This is a genomic window from Pelagerythrobacter marinus, from assembly GCF_034375205.1.
Lineage (GTDB): Bacteria > Pseudomonadota > Alphaproteobacteria > Sphingomonadales > Sphingomonadaceae > Pelagerythrobacter > Pelagerythrobacter marinus.
The window spans coordinates 85,958-103,048 of sequence record NZ_CP139719.1; the positions used below are offsets into that span (position 1 = coordinate 85,958).

Genomic DNA, 17,091 nt, shown 5'->3' on the forward strand with positions numbered 1-17,091 from the left:
GAAGATCCGCGACCGACCGGACCCGCGCCAATTTCCTGCCGGTATAATGGGTCCGCCGGGGAGACGACCCGACTTGGGCAAAGGACCCCTCTGCTTTCTTCCGATCGTTCAGGTCGATCTCCCAAGTACCTGTCCTATTGAACCCCGGAACTTTGCGTCTCGTTGTCGGAAACGCGCCAGACGGTATTGCCGACATCGTCTGCAACCAGCAGCCCGCCGCGTCCATCGAGCGCAACCCCGACAGGTCGACCGTAAGCCTCGCCATCGGCACTGAGAAACCCGGTAAGGATATCGTAGACTGGCCCGCTGGGACGTCCTTCGGCAAAGGGGACGAACACGACTTTGTAACCGCTCGGCGGCTTGCGGTTCCACGATCCGTGCTGACCAACGAAAGCGCCTTTAAGGTCGAGCGGTGCCGCGCTGGAGGGTTCTGTGAAAGCCAGACCCAACGAAGCGGTGTGGAGGCCGAGCGCGTAATCGGGAATCAAGGCCCGAGCGACAAGATCGGGACGCTGTGGTTCGACCCGTTCATCGACATGATCGCCCCAATAGGAATAGGGCCAGCCATAAAAGCCGCCATCTTGGACCGCAGTCATGTAGTCGGGAGGGACGTCGGAACCAAGCTCGTCGCGCTCGTTGACGGTAACCCATAGCCTTCCGCCGACTGGTTCGAACGCCATACCGACAGGATTGCGCAATCCACTGGCGAAAAGCCGCTCGGCCTTGGTCCGCAGATCGATCTCGCGTATTTCGGCGCGCCCCATCTCGTGTTCTTGCCCGTATTCAGCGATGTTGCTCGCCGAACCAATGGCGACATACAGTTTCGTGTCGTCGGGACTCACGGCGAGGCTGCGTGTCCAATGCTGGTTGTATCGCCCGGCGGGAAGCGCCGCGATTTGTTCGCCCTGCTTGCTGATGCTTTCGGCCCCCGTCTCATAGTCGAAACGCAAAACTGCATCGGTATTTGCGACATAGAGATTGGACCCGACGAGCGCCATCCCGAATGGCGAGTTGAGACCGGTGATGAAAGGCACCTGCATGTCGGCCACTCCGTCAGCGTCCGTGTCGCGCAGCAATGTGATGCGGTTTGCGCTTGGTACGGCCGAGCCCGCTTTTTTCATGAACAGTTTCATGAAGAAGCCTTTGATCCCCTGTCCCAGTTCCGGTTGCGGCGGGGCGGCGGATTCCGCCACGAGCACATCGCCATTGGGCAGGACGTGGAGCCAGCGGGGGTGCTCCAGACCGCGGGCAAACGCAGTGACCGAAAGCCCCTGCGCCGGAACGGGTGCAAGGCCGCGTGGCCAACCGGTCGCAGGCGCGACATCGAAAGTCGGCAGGAGGTTCTCCGCAGGTTCGGCGATCTGCGGGGTGGAACCGCTTGCTGCCTCAACTGGTAAGTCGGCCACGTGACCGCAGCCCGCAAGAGCAATCGATCCGAGGAAAGTTGCAAGAGCAGTCAGTCGCATGGAAGTTCCTTATGGGCAACGGCTTCGGATGGGCCGCGCACGGCGTGTTCGTAACCCGGACGCGCAAAAGTGAACAATCCGTAGCGCATGGCACCGGTTCGATAGGCAAGCATCAACCTGGGTAGACTGAGCGCGAAGCTTCTGTTGCGGGTCTCGCTACTGGCGACCAGGTGCCGGTAGGAACGATCGGTTGCGAGCCGCTTCAGGAGCCTCATCAGGCAGATGTCCCAGGTTCGGCGGACCTGATCGCTTAGGTCCTCAAAGGAAATTAAGCCGAAACCGGCGCGCCGGCCGAATTGTTCATACTCCTCTTGCGTCCCCATCCCGGGAAGGTGTCCTTCGCGACAGATCGGTTCGAGCAAGTGCCGGACTTCCCATTTGTGGGCGCTGCCCGATGCCAACCAGGCGCAGACCACCAGCCTGCCGCCGGGTCTGATCACGCGGAAGGCTTCGTCGAAGCATCGCTGCTTGTCCGGCATATGCTCTGTGCTCTCGATAGCATAGGCGCCATCGAAAGAGCGTTCGGTGAGATTGTTCCGTAGCCAGTCGCGTAGGATGAACCGGACACTTCCTGTCCGCTGCGCCGCGCGGGCATATTGTCGGCGCGAGATTGTCAGGCCCGTTACGTCCACGCCAAAAGACGAGGCGAGACGCTGGGCTGTCGCGCCGTAGCCGCATCCGATGTCGCACAAACGGTGCCCGGCTTCCGGAGCCAATCGCTCTGCGACCAGGTCGACCAGGGCGTTCGATGCTTCGCGCGTCGCTTCATCGCCAGAGCGCCAATAGCCGTGATGCACGTGTTCGCCCCAGATTTCGCGATAGACGCGATCGAGTTCGTCGTAGTGACCAGAGACATCGCTCAACTGTGGTCGGGAACGGGGAACTATCATCACCTGTTCCAATCCCTTGATAAGGGTACTCGTTCTTGAACTATCGAAACGGGATAAAATGGTGCCTGTAGGGCAGCGGACGCGGCGCGGAGTGGAATGGCTGAATGAGCAAGCGACTGATCACCCGTTACCTCGCCGGCATCGTCAAACGAGGCACGCTCACTGTGCGTTTCGCCGACGGTTCGAGCGAAGAATTCGGTACGCCTTGCGAAGCCTACCCCGATGTGACCATCCGCTTTCTCGACCGCAAGGTTTCGCGGGACATACTGCTCGATCCGCGGTTGGGTGCAGCGGAGGCGTTCATGGAGGGGCGTCTGGTTGTCGAGCGCAGCGGGATCATGGAACTAGTAGAACTGTTGCGGGCCAATACTCCCTGGGATCGCGGAGGATCGATCGGTACGCCAAGCCTCCTGCGGCGTTGGCGCAACCGAGCTGCCTTCGCGCTCGAGTCGGTGAATTCGCGGATCGGGTCGCGGCGCAACGTGGCGCATCATTACGATATCGGGAACAGGTTCTATCAATTGATGCTCGATGCCGAGCACATGCAGTATAGCTGCGCCTATTGGGACGATGGCGTCGAAACATTGACCGGCGCGCAGGAGGCCAAACTTGCTCATATCGCGGCGAAGCTTGTGTTGGCGCCGGGGCAAGAGGTTCTCGACATTGGCTGCGGCTGGGGCGGGATGGCGATCTATCTGGCGCAAAGAATGGATTTGCGCGTCACGGGCATCACGCTCAGCGAGGAGCAACTCGATCTCGCTCGAACCCGCGCCGAGAGCGCGGGCGTCTCCGGCCGGGTGAAGTTCGAACTGGTCGATTACCGCGACCTCGCCGCCCGGGGCGAGCGCTACGATCGGATTGTCTCGGTTGGTATGTTCGAGCATGTCGGACGTCCGCAATTCGAAACGTTCTTCCGCTGCTGCGCCAATATGCTCGCGGACGACGGGGTAATGCTGCTGCACACGATAGGTCGGATCGGGACGCCGGGTACAACCGATGCCTTCACCCGCAAATACATTTTTCCCGGCGGATACATCCCCGCACTATCCGAAACGGTCGCGGCGAGCGAAAAATACCGCCTTATCGCCAGTGACGTCGAGATGTTGCGGTTACATTATGCCAGGACCCTGCGGGCCTGGTATGCCAATTGTGAAGCCAATCGCGATCACATCGAGGCGATGTTCGACGCACGATTCTACCGCATGTGGACCTTCTATCTCGCAGGAGCCACGGCGGCCTTCGAACATGGCGGCATGTGCAATTTTCAAATTCAATATTGTCGCGACCGGAGAACTCTACCATGGACGCGCGGATACATCGGCCAAGCCGAAGAAGAATTGCGGTGCGCGCGAGGTAAGCATTCGGTGCGCGCGTAAGTGAGGCTTATGGACTTGAATTCGAAATGATGCAGGCCTGGCGGAGACAGCCGGCCTCTAATTTTCGTATCGGTGGTCATCCGGTGCCACAGTGACGGTGCAGTCTATCATCAGCCGTATCGAGCGCAAGGCACATACCAGCAAAGCGAGTTCCTCCTCGGAGCGGCAAAAATGATTCTCCGCGTTCCCGGGTTCGACGAGCATGCCGATCAGGACAGACTCATCAGCGCTTGGATAGCAGTCTGCGCCGACAATGAGGGGCCGCTTCATGGCCGCCTCGAAGATGGTCATGAGGCTATCGAAAGCCGGGGCAAGAATCTCAAGACGGTAGTCGGCTAGAGTTTGGTATAGACGAGGCTGGCGCGCCAAGCCACTCTTCTTAGCAGCTTCCCAGCACCGGATCGCCTCCACGATCATGCGTTGTGAAATCTCGAACGTTCCATCGGAACCTGCGCGAGACATACGCGAGACCTTTCAGGTTCTGGCTTGCCAATAAAAAGGAGCATACGACCGACGCCGGTTTTTCGTGCCGGACAGGTAGGCGCGCCGATCACTCGACCAGTGAACTCCTTTGGCCTTGGAAGTCGGCGTCAACCAACCTTATAAGCAGGCAGGGATTGCATCTTTCGCTTGCCTAGGACGAACTCCTTGATGGCTCAAGTGCGCCCGGCCGATAAAAGGCACGTCGAGGCTTTTGTTTAGCCTTCAATTTACCCGGCATGTACTCATGATTTTGCAACTGGGTCATATACTTCGAGATTCAGGGCATGTAATTTTATCACCAGTAAGGGGTGACGGCCCAATATTCGTAAGCGCGGGTTTGGTAATCGCGGTCGTAGACGGTGTCGCGTTCGCTGTCCTTGTAGCTCGGCGCTTCCTTCAATCGATCTTCAGTAACGTCGAGATGATAGCCACCTAGTTCGGAATCGTATTCAAACTTTTCCCAAGGCAAGCTATGCAGTTCACCGCCCATGCCGAGAAAGCTGCCGACCGAAATTTCAACATCGCGCGCCTGACCGCTACGCTTTTCGATAAGCACACGTTCGACAGTGCCAATTTTATCGCCATTCGCCCCGTAGACCGCCGTTCCTTCGACACGATCGCTGCCGATCAGAGCGCTGCTTCGAACATTTTCATTCGGCATAGTGAGAGCTCCTCTTTCTGTAACCGTTAAAGTGACTTGCGCTGAATCCTACAACGCTCGAGCCGCGGAAATAGTTTCCCCATCGTCTCGCTGATGTGGTCTTCGTCCCTGACTGGCTAGGCGGCCCATGACATGTCCTCGATGGCCGATCACGACATGGAAGGTATGTGATCGGACGCGTTTCCCGGTGACACGGCTATTCAGGAGATATCCTCGGCAGGAAATCGCAACGAACATCGCAAGATCAGGAAAGGACGGCCCCGCCTACCCCCGAAGCCCTGCGGGTCGCAGGTGCCCCCAAGGGGTCGTTCAGGAACCCCGCGTGAAGGCCAACCCGGCGCGCGGGGTTCCGTTTGCCCGGCTTCGCTGTCGCCGTGCCAGGCGCATCCCGGTAGGGCTTTGTGTTATGTGAGCAGCGTGCAGACGATCGCCTCGTTGGTTATGAAAGGAACCGCATATGTCGGAAACGGGAAAAGCCGGGGCGCTGTCGCGCTGGGAAGACGAAGGCGGGGCATTGCCCTGCGGGCCGCAGGAAGCGCTCGCTGCCGATTGCGAGAAATGGGATATTCCGCCACTTTCCGATGCCGAGATCATCCAATTGCGCATCAGGGTGATCGCCCTTGAGAACATGGTGCTCGGCCTTCTGTCGAAGGCCAGCGCCGATCAGCTTGCAGCAATCGAAGAAATCGCGGAATTCATATCCCCGCGTGCCGATGCAAAGCCGCATCCGCTTACCCTGCATGCCGCCACCCAGATGGAGCACTTCGTCGAGCGCGCCCGGCGGCTTCGCGAGCAACCCACCGCTGATTGAGCGACGCTTGACCGGGCCACGAATGCTGGCCTTCCTCGCCGCGGCCCGACCGATGATCCGAAAAGAGTGCGATGGACCTCGATACGCTTCTCATGCGCTATTTTGGCACTGCCGATCCTGGAGCGGTCGGCGCAGAAACCTTGGCCTCGGGGATCGAGCGATGCCAGGTCGATCTCGGTCTGGAGCAGGACCGGGGAAAACGCTTTGCCCTGTGCGCCATGCTCTACCTGCTCGGGTCTGCCCCCGACCTCGACGTGGCCTTCGAGAACGAGGAAGACCGGGAAGCAGCCCGCAACTTCATGGATTTCCTGGCGGCATCGGAAGTCAATGAGGTAAGCTGATTGCAGCAGGGTCTTGGCACCTTCAGACCCGCACCCGATACCCATCCGGCTTTCTTCGCGAACAGTCCTGAACCAGGTCAGCTGAGGAGCCGCAACCCGTTCCTTTCCGGCCGTGTTGGCGGCTTCGCCGCCTGCCCGCACCACCCGTCATGAACGGGTTTCCCTTCGGCCCTTCAGGCCTGCGGTGCAGTCCTCCCATGCCCTGCTTCTTCTGAATGTTCGCAAGCCGGAGATGGTCTCCGGTTTGAGGAACTGAAGGAACTTATCTCATGACCAATATCGCAATCCTCACCGGCCGTATCGCCCGCGATCCGGACACCCGCGAAACCAAGGGCGGAACCAGCGTTACCGGGATCACTGTCGTCACCGATCGTCCCGCGCGGGACAAGGACGGCAAGACCTACAAGGACGAGAACGGCTACACCGCCAAGGACAGCGAATTCCACCGTGTGACCTGCTTCAACGGCCTTGCTAAGACCGTCGGTCAGTATTGCTCGAAAGGCCAGCTGGTCTCGGTCCAGGGCCGTATCCACTACACGCAGTGGGAAGACCAGGACGGTGTGACGCGGTATGGCTCGGAGATCCTTGCCGACAAGGTCGATTTCCTCTCGCGGGCCAATGGCGGCGACAACCAGGACGCTCCTCCGATCGACTGATCCGGCGCCATCGAACCAGCCAAAGGAGGCTCTGCCGGAAACGGCAGGGCCTCTTTCGCTGTTCACACGTCCTTCCGCTCGTTCTTCTCTCCGGGGAATAGCCAGGCGCTGCCCGGAGGGCCCGACCCATTATGGCAGCGATCATCTGAAACGGTCGTTTGAGGTGGACTGGATTGGCCTGGCTTACCGCATTTCCAGCATGATGGTCCCGCGCCGCCCGCATCAAGGACGGCAGGGGCCCCACCATTTTGTCCGCCGCCGGATTGCATCCGGCACCGGACAAAACCGTTTCCCCCTGCGCCGCTTCGCGGTCGCCCTGTCAGGCGATCCTGTGACCCGGTCTGCCCGGGCCCATCGGCCAACCTCCTGTCGTCTCGCGACAGATTTCAGGAGGATTATCATGACCTATTTCACGAAATGCACACTGCCTTCGCGCAATTATTTCGAGGCTCTGGAAACAGCTGAGCAACGGGCCTTGCACAGCTTCTTCGACCAGCATGTTATCGAGGATGACGAACTCGGATATCGCGCGGTCGACGAAGGCGATTACAACGCGCTGCCCCCGCATCTTGCGATCCGGGTCGTTCATACCGTCCATGGCGGAATGCTCGACGAATTCTGAGACATTCGGCAGGGCAGGGGCCAGCAGCGGTTCCTGCCCTTTTCTCGTGTTTCCGTAGCTGAGCGCTAGGGTCAAGATGTCGATCCAGAAGAAACCGGCGTTTCTCCGAATATCAGCCTGGCCCACGGGCCTTCGGGATATGTCGAGCGGGGCTGGGGACGCACTCTGTCCCGCGCATCTGGCGATGCGCTCCTGAGGGTGCGGCATTATGCGTTCCGGGGCCCCGCACGCACTTGCGAACCGGCAGCGGGTCGGGCGAGCGGGAAGCTACGGCCGCGACAGGCCCCGCTTGCCTTGCTTCCCACAGGCCCTTGGCCGCTGCCTCTATCGCAGGTGCGGCATCTTTTTCGGACCTTTCGGCATTGCAGCCGAAAGTCTGCCGAGCGGCGCAATAGCGTCGGGCCCTGCACGGATGCCGCCCTTCCTCGATGCTGCCGAGCTCATGATCGGTAGGGGCGACAAATCCGAACGCAGCATCGTGTCGCTCCCCCCATCGCCAAGGCATGCGCCATCACCCTCCGCAATCAGCGGCAGTTAGCCGCAGCCACCCGAGCCTCTTGGAGCTAACCCCATGCCCGCCGTTCCCGATCCGGTCCGTCCCCGCTACCTGCGCACCCCAGATGCCGCGGTGCATCTGGGGCTTTCGCCGCGCACGCTCGAAAAGCACCGATGCTATGGAACAGGGCCGGTCTACCACAAGCTCGGCGGTCGCATCGTTTATCGGCCCGAAGATCTCGACGCCTGGGCCGAGCAGGGCTTGCGCCATTCGACCAGCGATCCGGGCAAGGGCGTCGTTCATCCTGCCAAGCGGATCGACGGCTACACCGGTCCGGTCCGGCGCTGAGGCGATACCATGCGCTCCTTGAAGACATCGGACGGCGGGGCCGGACAGCTCGACCTGTTCGTCGGCGCGGGCAGCGACATCGCCGCGCGCGATGCGCAGGATCTGATGGCCTGGCCTTTCTTCAGCCTCGCCAAGACAAAACGCGTGAAGCCGATCGACTTTCGCATGGGCGAGGTCGCCATTCTGGTCGAAGCGACCGCCGAACATGGCATGGCCACCATCTGGGACGCCGATGTACTGATCTGGGTAGCGAGCCAGATCGTCGAGGCGCGCGATGCCGGCAAAGCCACCTCGCGCCTTATCGCGGCGACGCCCCATGAAATCCTTACCTTCACCCGGCGCGGAACCGGAAAGGCTGGCTACGAGCGCCTGAAGGCGGCGCTCGACCGCTTGCAGTCGACCAGCATTGCCACCTCCATCCGGCAGGCCGGGGCGCGACGCCGCCGACGATTTTCCTGGATCAACGAATGGCGCGAACGGCTCGACGACAACGGGCGCGCGCTCGGCATCGAAATGATCGTGCCGGACTGGCTCTACGAGGGCGTGCTCGATCGTGCGCTCGTCCTGACCATCGACCCGGCCTATTTCGCGCTTACCGGCGGTCTTGAGCGCTGGCTCTATCGCATCGTACGCAAGCATGGCGGGAAGCAGAAGGGCGGGTGGAGTTTCGACATTTCGCACCTGCATTTGAAGTCCGGCGCGCTCTCGCCATTGAAGCGTTTCGCTTTCGAAGTGCGGGCCATCGTTCGCCGCCAGTCGCTCCCCGGCTACAATCTCGCTCTTGAGCACCAGTTCGGCCGCGAGCGGCTCCTGTTCGTTGCAGCGCCTGTCGATCCCTTCGCGTCCGCGCGGCGCCGTATCGGGCTGCCCCCTGTGGAAAAGGGTGCGTGATGTTCGGACTATCGGGAACCATGACGTTCGGACGATCGGGAACCCTATTCCCGGACTATCGGGAACCGGGAGCCTGCGCGACTCGCCGAAAACGCGGCGCCTGCGAAGCCCTTAACAATGCTAACAAGGAATCTTTCAGATTCCTGCTAACACAGCCACGCCTGTGCAAAAGCGCAGCGCGCGCTTCGCTTCCGCCTCCGGAACCGGTCGAGGCAGGTTCCGGTGATCCGCCACTTACGCATGTCACGCTGGTGTGGCGCGGCGGCGTGCAGGAAGACTGGCTTCGGTTCGGCAAGCCCGTTGCAGAGCGCATCCTCAATCGCCGGACGCGTATCGAAAGCTATGCTCCGGGACAGGTCTTTGCCTTGGTTCGGTGGGCTTCGAACGACTACGGGACCGTGCGCTCGACACTCGACATCATGCGCGCAGTCGGTCGAACCGAGGTCTATACGACGGTGCCGCAGGTCGATCCGGGCGGAGAGCTGCTGCTCTCGGTGCACGGCTGGCCACGCGTGCGGCGCGTCCTTGCTCTGATCGATGCGGTCGAGGCAGCGGGCACCGACCCGTGCGAAGCCGCGCCCGATCACTGGCGGCATGTTCACAATCGCCTGGTCGCGGGCCAGCCGCCGCGCGCCTATGCGCCAGCACGGCATCGCGTCTGGCTCCGGCGCCGAAAGCTTTGGCCATGAAACGCGGCACGGTCCTTGTTGCCGGCACGGCTGCCGCGGCAGCTCTGCTGAGCGTCGTCGTGCCGCTCTCGCGCGCATTCGTGTGGAATGTGACGGCCAGCGTGCCGACCGGGCTCTATCACATCGGCGATGCAGCCGGACTGCATGTCGGCGAGCGCGTCGCACTCGATCCTCCACACAGATTGCGGGATTACCTCGCACGGCGCGGTTACCTTCCCGCAGGTGTGCCGCTCATGAAGGAGGTCGCGGCGCTGCCCGGCGACACGGTCTGCCGCAACGGCCTCGCGATCACGATCAATGCAAGTCCGGCCGCATCGGCGCGCGCACGCGACCGGACGGGGCGCGCCCTGCCTGTCTGGGACGGGTGCCGGACCATTGCCGCGCACGAGATCTTCGTGATGAATCCGCGCGCGCCGGGCAGCTTCGACGGACGCTATTTCGGGCCGCTCGCGCGTCATCGCGTCATCGGGCGGGCGCGCCCTGTCTGGACCGACGAGGCGGGTGACGGCGATCACGTCTGGTTCGCCAGGTTCCCGCGAAATTCCCAACCCCACCGTCAATGAAGGAGATATTCCATGAACTGCATCGGCACCTTTATCGCGACCCCGGATGGCTTCGAGGGGCGCTTGCGGACGCTCACGATCGACAGCGCGCTGACCATTGTCGCGGCAGAGCCCGGCGATACCGACAACGCGCCGGACTACCGGATCATGGCCGGCGACGGCGACGCCGCTTACGAGGTAGGGGCAGGCTGGAAACACGTGGGCGACAAGGCCGGCCCCTTTGTCGCGGTCCTGATCGACGACCCGGCGCTGGCCCAGCCGCTGCGCGCCAATCTCTTCCGGTCCGATTCCAGTTCACATGTCCTGATGTGGTCGCGTCCCGCGCGCCGCAAGGCGAAGGACTGAACCCGTGCGCGGTTCACGAGGCATGCTCGCCGCGTTCGCCGTGCTCGCATTAACGTGCCCGGCGCCGGCATCCGCTCAGACGGATACCAGCGACCGGGGCGCGCAGCGCATCGACATCGCCATGCACGTGCGCGAGGCCGCGCAGCGCTTCAGCCTTCCCGAGCACTGGATCTATGCGGTCATCCGGATCGAAAGTGCCGGGCGTACGCGCGCGGTCTCGCCCGCCGGAGCGATGGGCCTGATGCAGCTGATGCCCGGAACCTGGGCGCGCCAGCGCGACCGGTTCGCGCTCGGCAGCGACCCGTTCGATCCGCGCGACAACATCCTGGCGGGTACATCCTACCTGCGCGAGATGTTCGATCGCTACGGCACCGAAGGCTTCCTCGCGGCCTATAATGCGGGTCCTGGCCGCTACGAGCAGTGGCTCTCCGCACGGCGTCCGCTCCCGCTCGAAACGCGCGATTATGTCGCGAGAGTAACGTCGCTGCTGCAGGCCGATCGCATGTTCCTGGCAGAGGCGAAGTCGCCTGCGCCCGCGGAGCCTTTATCGCTCGCGCACGGCGAAACCGACTTGCCCGCAAACCCCTTCGCCCGCCCGGCCGAGCCGGCACACGACCTGTTCGCACCTGTCTCGACGGTCAGCGACCGATGAGGCCGGCTTGCGCAGCGCAGCGCGAGGCCTCATCGATTGGCGAAGTCTGGCGAAGGACAGGCAGGACCATCGGAAAGGGAAAGGGGGGATGGCGAGATAAAAGCAGCGCCGTCGGGCGGGCTGCAGGTGGTTGGTTTTCTTCGACATTCACCGCCGTCGGTCCTTCGGCCCTGCCGTCGCTCCAGCGCAATTTCCTCGCGAATTCAACGGCAAATGCGCCGTCGCCTGGTTCCGCCGACCGTGCCCGGTGATGAGTTCGATATCAGGCCGGGCCGTTCGCAGGACAGCGGAGCGCGGTCGTGGCGCAAGGCCAGCTCGCTTGTCGGACGCGTGCTCCAGGTCTCGCGCCGGGCAGGCTTCACACCGCTTGGGCGCGGCAAAGGTGGCCGCGGCACCGGGCATCGCGGTCGCGGCGGGCGCGCCGCGCTCCGGTCCCGCCGCAACGCGTTTCGCAGGCGCGTCGTCATCAAGGCGCGCGTGGTGCGGCACCGGGGTGCCCGGTTTCGCTCGGCGCCGCTCGCCCGTCATATCGCCTATCTCGAACGCGACGGAGTCACCCGCGATGGATCGTCGGGGCAGATGTTCGATGCGCGGTCCGACCGCGCCGATGGAGATGTCTTCGCACAGCGCTGCGAGGACGACCGGCATCACTTCCGCTTCATCGTCTCGCCCGAGGATGCGAGCGACCTGGCCGATCTGCGCACCTTCACCCGCGAGTTGATGGAGGACATGGCCAGCGATCTCGACACGCGCCTCGACTGGGTAGCGGTCGATCACTGGAACACCGACAACCCGCATATCCATGTCCTCGTCCGCGGGATAGCCGACGATGGGAGGGATCTCGTCATCGATCGAGGCTACATCAGCGAAGGGCTGCGCGCTCGCGCCGAGGAGCGCGCGACCATCGAGCTGGGTCCGCGCAGCGAGCGGGATATTAGACAAGCGCTTCGCCGCGAGGTCGACGCCGAGCGCTGGACCGGTCTCGACCGCCGCCTCCACAAAGAGCGGGACGCGCATGGTGTCGTCGATCTCCGGCCCGAGGGCGCATCGGGCAGGCGCAAGGATCGCACATTCCTGTTGGGCCGTGCGCAGATGCTCGAACGCATGGGGCTGGCCGAACAAGTCGGACCCGCCAGCTGGACGCTGGCGCAAGAGCTGGAGCCGACGCTTCGGGAGCTCGGCGATCGCGGAGACATCATCAGGACCATGCACCGGGCGATGGCTACACAGGAGCATGGCGGCGATACTGGACGCTTCTCTGTGCATGCGCGATCCGGCGGCGAGCGCTTGACAGGAAGGCTGGTCGAACGCGGACTGCACGACGAGCTCACCGGCGAGGCTTATGTCATCGTAGACGGGATCGACGGCCGCGCGCATCATCTGCGCTTTCCCGACATCGAGCGGACCGGCGATGCCGCTCCCGGCGCAATCGTCGAGACCGGCGCATGGACCGATCGCAAGGGAGGACAGCAGACCAGCCTGCTGACGCGGTCGGACCTCTCGATTGCGAGCCAGATCGAGGCGCGCGGCGCGACATGGCTGGACCGCCAGCTCGTGTCGCCGCGGCCTCGACCAGTGGCAGGCGGGTTCGGCTCGGAGGTTCGCGATGCACTGGCCAGGCGGGCGGAGGTCTTGATCGAAGAAGGGCTCGCCAGGCGGCAGGGGCAGCGCATCATCTTTGCGCGAGATCTCCTCGATACGCTGCGTGACCACGAACTGGCCGAAGCAGGGGACACCCTGGCCGCACGTCATGGCGGTATCGCCCAGCCATTCACCGCTGGGGACCATATAGCTGGGATCTATCGCGAGCGGGTAATGCTCGCGTCGGGCCGCTTCGCCATGATCGACAATGGCATGGGATTCCAGCTCGTCCCCTGGCGGCAGGATCTCGAACGCCATCTGGGGCAGGCCGTGAGCGGCAGGATCAACCAGCGCGGCGGTGTCGACTGGAGTATTGCCCGCTCGCGCGGCCCGGCCGTCTGAGGATATGTACCGATGACGAAAATCTTGACAATCGCATCATGTGACGCATATAAGCGCATCAGGAGATGCGATATGGCCAGTGCAGCGTTCAAGCACGTCGAAGACCGGCGCGGACTTCAGACCTTTGCAGCCGATGATGATCGCCGCCGCCTGACGGGCGCTGCGGTGAAAGCCGTGCTGCGGCTCGTCGATGCCTGGGACGGCAGCAATGCCGAAGGCGCCGCGCTGCTCGGTGTCTCCGAAAGCACCTGGGACCGGATGAAGGCGGGAACCTGGGAAGGCACGCTCAGCCAGGACCAGTTGACCCGCGCTTCGGCGCTGATCGGCCTGTTCAAGGGGCTGCACCTGCTGTTCGCCGACGACATGGCCGATCGCTGGCCGAAGCTGGCGAACAAGGCGCCGGTGTTCGACCGGCGCTCGCCGGTGCAGGCGATGATCGCCGGCGGCATCCCGCGCATGCTCGAAACCCGGCAGTATATCGACGCGCTTCGTGGCGGGCTCTGAGGGGCCAGCCGACCTGCGGTCGGCCGACCTTCCGACGATACGCGAGGCCTTCGAGCGGACTATCAGGCTCGTGCCGAGCGCGCGGTTGCGCGCAGCGGTCATGGCGCCGCTTGTCGACGATGATGCCGATCTGGCCCTTCTGGCCGAGATCGAAGGCGCGACCAGTGGGCGGCTGATCGCCGAAGAACGCGGGCTTGGCGCCCTGACCGCCGATGAGCTCGTTCACGGCGTCCCCCATGCCAGATTCATCAATGCGAGTTTCGCCTATGCCAAACCGCGTGAGCCGGGCCGGTTCAATCCGGCCAATCGCGGCGCGTGGTACGCCGCCCTGGCGGTGGAGACCTGCATTGCCGAAGTCGGTCATCACCTGACGAGAGCCTTGGCCGATGCGGGCGATTTCAACGCCATTGTCGAATATGGCGAGATGATCGCCAGCATGTCGGGCGTATTCGTCGATCTGCGCGGGCTTCCCGATCATCCCGGCCTCGATCCCGATGTGGCGAAGGGCTATCCGGCGGGCAATGCTCTTGCGGCTCAGACGCGCGGCGAAGGGCATAACGGGATCATCTATCCCTCGGTCCGCCATGCGGGCGGAACTTGCCTCGCCGCTCTGTGGCCCAATGTCGTGCAGTCGGTCGCGCAAGGCGCCATGTACCGCCTCACATGGTCAGGCGAACCGGAGTTCACCTGCGAGGCGATCTAGCCGCCGGTTTCTTTGCCTGCGCCAGACTGCGATTTGGCCGGTGCCGCGCTTGAAACGCAGTTCCCGTTCGGCCTGCTGCCTTCCGAAAAGGAGGCACCATGTCGGCAACCAGAATATTGTGGGGCCAGATCCTCGCCGTTTTCATCCTGACGCTGGCCGGCATCTGGGCCGGTACGCAATGGACCGCGGCAGCGCTGGGCTTTCAGCCACAGCTGGGCGCTGCCTGGTTTTCGGCTTTCGGTACGCCGGTCTACCCGCCCTATGCGATCTTCTGGTGGTGGTTCAGCTACGAGGCCTATGCCCCGCGCATATTCGAAACCGGCGGTATGATCGCGGCCTCGGGCGGGCTGGCTTCGGTGGCGGTCGCGATCGGCATGTCGGTGTGGCGCGCCCGCGAGCTGCGCAACAGCGCGACCTACGGCTCGGCGCGCTGGGCGACGCGCTCCGAAATCGCCGATGCCGGTCTCCTCGATGGCAAGGGCGTGGTGATCGGCCAGCGCGCCAATCTCTATCTGCGCCACGACGGGCCCGAACATGTGCTGTGCTTCGCGCCGACCCGCAGCGGCAAGGGCGTCGGCCTCGTCGTTCCGACACTGCTGACCTGGCCGCATTCGGCGGTCGTGCACGACATCAAGGGCGAGAACTGGGATCTGACCGCCGGCTTTCGCGGCCGGTTCAGCCGCGTCCTCCTGTTCGATCCGACCAACGAGGCCTCGGCCGCGTTCAACCCGTTGATGGAAGTGCGGCGCGGCGTCGGCGAAGTCCGCGACGTGCAGAACATTGCGGACGTATTGGTCGATCCGGAAGGCTCGCTCGAGCGGCGCAACCACTGGGAAAAGACCAGTCATGCGCTGCTGGTCGGCGCGATTCTCCATGTTCTTTATGCCGAAGAGGACAAGACGCTGGCTGGTGTCGCGGCCTTTCTGTCCGACCCCAAGAGGTCGATCGAGGCGACACTCGCCGCGATGATGCACACGCCGCATCTCGGCGAGGAGGGCGTTCATCCGGTCGTGGCAAGCGCCGCGCGCGAACTGCTCAACAAATCGGAAAACGAGCGTTCGGGCGTGCTCTCGACCGCCATGTCGTTCCTTGGCCTGTATCGCGACCCCGTGATCGCAAGGGTAACGCGGCAATGCGACTGGCGCATTGCCGACCTTGTCGACCCTGAGCGACCCGCGACGCTCTACCTCGTCGTTCCGCCCTCCGACATCAGCCGGACCAAACCGCTCGTTCGCCTGATCCTCAACCAGCTGGGGCGCCGCCTCACCGAAGACCTCGACGAAGGATCGGATCGTCGGCGGCTGCTCCTGATGCTCGACGAGTTTCCGGCTCTGGGCCGGCTCGATTTCTTCGAAAGCGCGCTCGCCTTCATGGCGGGCTACGGCATCAAGGCGTTCCTGATCGCGCAATCGCTCAATCAGATCGAGAAGGCTTACGGCCAGAACAATGCGATCCTCGACAACTGCCATGTCCGCGTCTGCTTCGCCACCAACGACGAACGCACCGCCAAGCGCATCTCGGAATCGCTCGGCACGGCGACCGAGCTGCGCGCGATGAAGAACTATGCCGGGCACCGCCTGTCCCCCTGGCTTGGGCACCTGATGGTTTCGCGCACCGAGACCGCCCGGGCACTGCTTACTCAGGGCGAGATCATGCAACTCCCCGATACCGAGGAGATCGTCATGCTTGCCGGCGCCCATCCGATCCGCGCGAAGAAGGCGCGCTATTATGCCGACCCGAGACTGAAGAAACGGGTCGAGCGGCCGCCCGTTCCGGAGCAATCGGCCGACAGCACCCGGACCGATGACTGGGATGATGTGATCGCCCTGCCGAATGTCCGGCCGGATCTTGTGGCAGCGCCGGACGACGAGGAAGTACTGGACGCCGCGGGCGAGCGCGGCATTCGCCGTGAACCCGATTTGCCGGAACACGAGGACGTACTGCCCGTCCGGTCACCGCCTCCGAACGAGTTCGATTTCACCGAGCGACGGGATGACGACGAGGCTGCCAGAAACAGGGCGATCGCGGACCGGATGCGCGCCAATGCGCGGCGGGCCGCGCTCGATCCCGGCGACGGGATCGATCTGTGAGCAAGGGCAACAGGATCAAGCACACCTTCCGGCTCCCGCCCGATCTATCGCGGCAACTGGCCGACTATGCGGGTCGCAAGCGGGTATCGCAGGCATCGGTGGTCGAAGCGGCGATCGCCTCGTTTCTTTCGCCCGACGGGTCGGAGCGGATGGAGGCTGCTTTCAGTCGGCGCCTCGACCGGATCACGCGGCAGTTGCAGAAGCTCGATTACCACATCGAGGTCGGCAACGAAGCCTTTGCGCTGTATCTTCGGTCATGGCTCGCCGCGACGCCGCCGCCTGCAAGCGAGGCGTCGGCGGCGGCACGGGCCGGTGTCGAGAAGCGGTTCGAGAACTTCGTCGAGGCGCTGGCCCGGCGCATCGAACGCGAGACGCATTTGGCGGACGATCTGATGCGGGCGAGCGAGCCTGGTCAAGAGCCCGGCTGAAGACGATCTCGAGCCCGGAAAAACGAAGGCGACATCGCGAAAATGCCCTGGGCCGGGCGGTTTGAAGTTCTCGCTCGGCGGGCTTCGAAGAGC

The 17,091-nt window shown here is 63.3% G+C and carries 20 protein-coding genes; 16 read left to right on the forward strand and 4 right to left on the reverse strand.

The genetic code is table 11. The features are described from left to right. Window positions 1–134 precede the first annotated feature (134 nt). Window positions 135–1,466 (reverse strand): PQQ-dependent sugar dehydrogenase, encoded by a 1,332-nt coding sequence (locus T8T98_RS00415; protein WP_251104389.1) that lies wholly within the window; start codon window positions 1,464–1,466, stop codon window positions 135–137. Then, window positions 1,457–2,329, reverse strand: coding sequence for a class I SAM-dependent methyltransferase (locus T8T98_RS00420; protein WP_251104388.1), 873 nt, complete (start codon window positions 2,327–2,329; stop codon window positions 1,457–1,459). Before T8T98_RS00420 ends, T8T98_RS00415 begins: the two co-directional genes overlap by 10 nt. Window positions 2,330–2,460: 131 nt before the next feature. Between T8T98_RS00420 and T8T98_RS00425 the strand changes: the two genes are divergently transcribed. After that, a complete protein-coding gene (locus tag T8T98_RS00425; RefSeq protein ID WP_251104387.1) occupies window positions 2,461–3,732 on the forward strand; it encodes an SAM-dependent methyltransferase in 1,272 nt (423 codons plus the stop codon). A 57-nt stretch (window positions 3,733–3,789) separates the two neighbouring features. Here the strand turns inward: T8T98_RS00425 and T8T98_RS00430 are convergent, their stop codons facing one another. After that, on the reverse strand, window positions 3,790–4,023 hold the full coding sequence (locus T8T98_RS00430) for a hypothetical protein (RefSeq protein WP_251104386.1): 234 nt from the start codon (window positions 4,021–4,023) through the stop codon (window positions 3,790–3,792). A 487-nt stretch (window positions 4,024–4,510) separates the two neighbouring features. Continuing rightward, the gene (locus tag T8T98_RS00435; RefSeq protein ID WP_119587676.1) at window positions 4,511–4,876 is read right to left on the reverse strand and encodes a PRC-barrel domain-containing protein; all 366 of its coding nucleotides are present in this window, start codon (window positions 4,874–4,876) and stop codon (window positions 4,511–4,513) included. 457 nt (window positions 4,877–5,333) lie between these two features. On the opposite strand from T8T98_RS00435, the gene T8T98_RS00440 reads away from it, so the two are divergent. The 15 genes from T8T98_RS00440 to T8T98_RS00510 all read left to right on the forward strand — a co-directional run bounded on the left by T8T98_RS00440 (window position 5,334) and on the right by T8T98_RS00510 (window position 16,998). Then, window positions 5,334–5,687: a hypothetical protein gene (locus tag T8T98_RS00440; protein ID WP_010240464.1), complete on the forward strand. Its 354-nt coding sequence runs from the start codon at window positions 5,334–5,336 to the stop codon at window positions 5,685–5,687. Window positions 5,688–5,758: 71 nt separating this feature from the next. Then, on the forward strand, window positions 5,759–6,028 hold the full coding sequence (locus T8T98_RS00445; protein WP_251104385.1) for a hypothetical protein: 270 nt from the start codon (window positions 5,759–5,761) through the stop codon (window positions 6,026–6,028). A gap of 269 nt (window positions 6,029–6,297) precedes the next feature. Next, window positions 6,298–6,684, forward strand: a complete 387-nt coding sequence (locus T8T98_RS00450) for a single-stranded DNA-binding protein (protein WP_054522840.1) — start codon at window positions 6,298–6,300, stop codon at window positions 6,682–6,684. Between the two features lie 400 nt (window positions 6,685–7,084). Beyond that, entirely contained in the window at window positions 7,085–7,306 is a 222-nt protein-coding gene (locus T8T98_RS00455; RefSeq protein WP_010240235.1) for a hypothetical protein, read from the forward strand. A 571-nt stretch (window positions 7,307–7,877) separates the two neighbouring features. Then, window positions 7,878–8,150: a helix-turn-helix transcriptional regulator gene (locus tag T8T98_RS00460; protein WP_251104384.1), complete on the forward strand. Its 273-nt coding sequence runs from the start codon at window positions 7,878–7,880 to the stop codon at window positions 8,148–8,150. A gap of 9 nt (window positions 8,151–8,159) precedes the next feature. Then, window positions 8,160–9,041, forward strand: coding sequence for a replication initiator protein A (locus T8T98_RS00465; protein ID WP_054527881.1), 882 nt, complete (start codon window positions 8,160–8,162; stop codon window positions 9,039–9,041). Between the two features lie 266 nt (window positions 9,042–9,307). After that, window positions 9,308–9,730 (forward strand): DUF2840 domain-containing protein, encoded by a 423-nt coding sequence (locus T8T98_RS00470; RefSeq protein ID WP_322295770.1) that lies wholly within the window; start codon window positions 9,308–9,310, stop codon window positions 9,728–9,730. After that, a complete protein-coding gene (locus tag T8T98_RS00475; RefSeq protein ID WP_251104383.1) occupies window positions 9,727–10,293 on the forward strand; it encodes a S26 family signal peptidase in 567 nt (188 codons plus the stop codon). Before T8T98_RS00470 ends, T8T98_RS00475 begins: the two co-directional genes overlap by 4 nt. Before the next feature lie 12 nt (window positions 10,294–10,305). After that, window positions 10,306–10,638, forward strand: coding sequence for a DUF736 domain-containing protein (locus tag T8T98_RS00480; RefSeq protein ID WP_251104382.1), 333 nt, complete (start codon window positions 10,306–10,308; stop codon window positions 10,636–10,638). Window positions 10,639–10,660: 22 nt separating this feature from the next. Further along, the gene (locus tag T8T98_RS00485) at window positions 10,661–11,290 is read left to right on the forward strand and encodes a lytic transglycosylase domain-containing protein (RefSeq protein WP_251104381.1); all 630 of its coding nucleotides are present in this window, start codon (window positions 10,661–10,663) and stop codon (window positions 11,288–11,290) included. A gap of 213 nt (window positions 11,291–11,503) precedes the next feature. Further along, on the forward strand, window positions 11,504–13,273 hold the full coding sequence (locus T8T98_RS00490) for a relaxase/mobilization nuclease domain-containing protein (RefSeq protein ID WP_251104380.1): 1,770 nt from the start codon (window positions 11,504–11,506) through the stop codon (window positions 13,271–13,273). Window positions 13,274–13,345: 72 nt separating this feature from the next. After that, the gene (locus tag T8T98_RS00495; RefSeq protein ID WP_251104379.1) at window positions 13,346–13,777 is read left to right on the forward strand and encodes an antitoxin Xre-like helix-turn-helix domain-containing protein; all 432 of its coding nucleotides are present in this window, start codon (window positions 13,346–13,348) and stop codon (window positions 13,775–13,777) included. A 100-nt stretch (window positions 13,778–13,877) separates the two neighbouring features. Then, a complete protein-coding gene (locus tag T8T98_RS00500; protein WP_251104378.1) occupies window positions 13,878–14,480 on the forward strand; it encodes an RES family NAD+ phosphorylase in 603 nt (200 codons plus the stop codon). A 98-nt stretch (window positions 14,481–14,578) separates the two neighbouring features. Further along, a complete protein-coding gene (locus T8T98_RS00505; protein ID WP_251104377.1) occupies window positions 14,579–16,570 on the forward strand; it encodes a conjugal transfer protein TraG in 1,992 nt (663 codons plus the stop codon). After that, complete coding sequence (locus T8T98_RS00510; protein WP_251104376.1) at window positions 16,567–16,998, forward strand: CopG family transcriptional regulator; 432 nt, start codon at window positions 16,567–16,569, stop codon at window positions 16,996–16,998. Before T8T98_RS00505 ends, T8T98_RS00510 begins: the two co-directional genes overlap by 4 nt. The last annotated feature ends 93 nt before the right edge of the window (window positions 16,999–17,091 follow it).

Excerpts from the sequence above, each read along its gene's own strand:
- T8T98_RS00415 (WP_251104389.1), bottom strand. The coding sequence starts at position 1,466 with ATGCGACTGACTGCTCTTGCAACTTTCCTCGGATCGATTGCTCTTGCG.
- T8T98_RS00425 (WP_251104387.1), top strand. The coding sequence starts at position 2,461 with ATGAGCAAGCGACTGATCACCCGTTACCTCGCCGGCATCGTCAAACGA.
- T8T98_RS00430 (WP_251104386.1), bottom strand. The coding sequence starts at position 4,023 with ATGACCATCTTCGAGGCGGCCATGAAGCGGCCCCTCATTGTCGGCGCA.
- T8T98_RS00435 (WP_119587676.1), bottom strand. The coding sequence starts at position 4,876 with ATGCCGAATGAAAATGTTCGAAGCAGCGCTCTGATCGGCAGCGATCGT.
- T8T98_RS00440 (WP_010240464.1), top strand. The coding sequence starts at position 5,334 with ATGTCGGAAACGGGAAAAGCCGGGGCGCTGTCGCGCTGGGAAGACGAA.
- T8T98_RS00445 (WP_251104385.1), top strand. The coding sequence starts at position 5,759 with ATGGACCTCGATACGCTTCTCATGCGCTATTTTGGCACTGCCGATCCT.
- T8T98_RS00450 (WP_054522840.1), top strand. The coding sequence starts at position 6,298 with ATGACCAATATCGCAATCCTCACCGGCCGTATCGCCCGCGATCCGGAC.
- T8T98_RS00455 (WP_010240235.1), top strand. The coding sequence starts at position 7,085 with ATGACCTATTTCACGAAATGCACACTGCCTTCGCGCAATTATTTCGAG.
- T8T98_RS00460 (WP_251104384.1), top strand. The coding sequence starts at position 7,878 with ATGCCCGCCGTTCCCGATCCGGTCCGTCCCCGCTACCTGCGCACCCCA.
- T8T98_RS00465 (WP_054527881.1), top strand. The coding sequence starts at position 8,160 with ATGCGCTCCTTGAAGACATCGGACGGCGGGGCCGGACAGCTCGACCTG.
- T8T98_RS00475 (WP_251104383.1), top strand. The coding sequence starts at position 9,727 with ATGAAACGCGGCACGGTCCTTGTTGCCGGCACGGCTGCCGCGGCAGCT.
- T8T98_RS00480 (WP_251104382.1), top strand. The coding sequence starts at position 10,306 with ATGAACTGCATCGGCACCTTTATCGCGACCCCGGATGGCTTCGAGGGG.
- T8T98_RS00485 (WP_251104381.1), top strand. The coding sequence starts at position 10,661 with ATGCTCGCCGCGTTCGCCGTGCTCGCATTAACGTGCCCGGCGCCGGCA.
- T8T98_RS00490 (WP_251104380.1), top strand. The coding sequence starts at position 11,504 with ATGCGCCGTCGCCTGGTTCCGCCGACCGTGCCCGGTGATGAGTTCGAT.
- T8T98_RS00495 (WP_251104379.1), top strand. The coding sequence starts at position 13,346 with ATGGCCAGTGCAGCGTTCAAGCACGTCGAAGACCGGCGCGGACTTCAG.
- T8T98_RS00500 (WP_251104378.1), top strand. The coding sequence starts at position 13,878 with ATGGCGCCGCTTGTCGACGATGATGCCGATCTGGCCCTTCTGGCCGAG.
- T8T98_RS00505 (WP_251104377.1), top strand. The coding sequence starts at position 14,579 with ATGTCGGCAACCAGAATATTGTGGGGCCAGATCCTCGCCGTTTTCATC.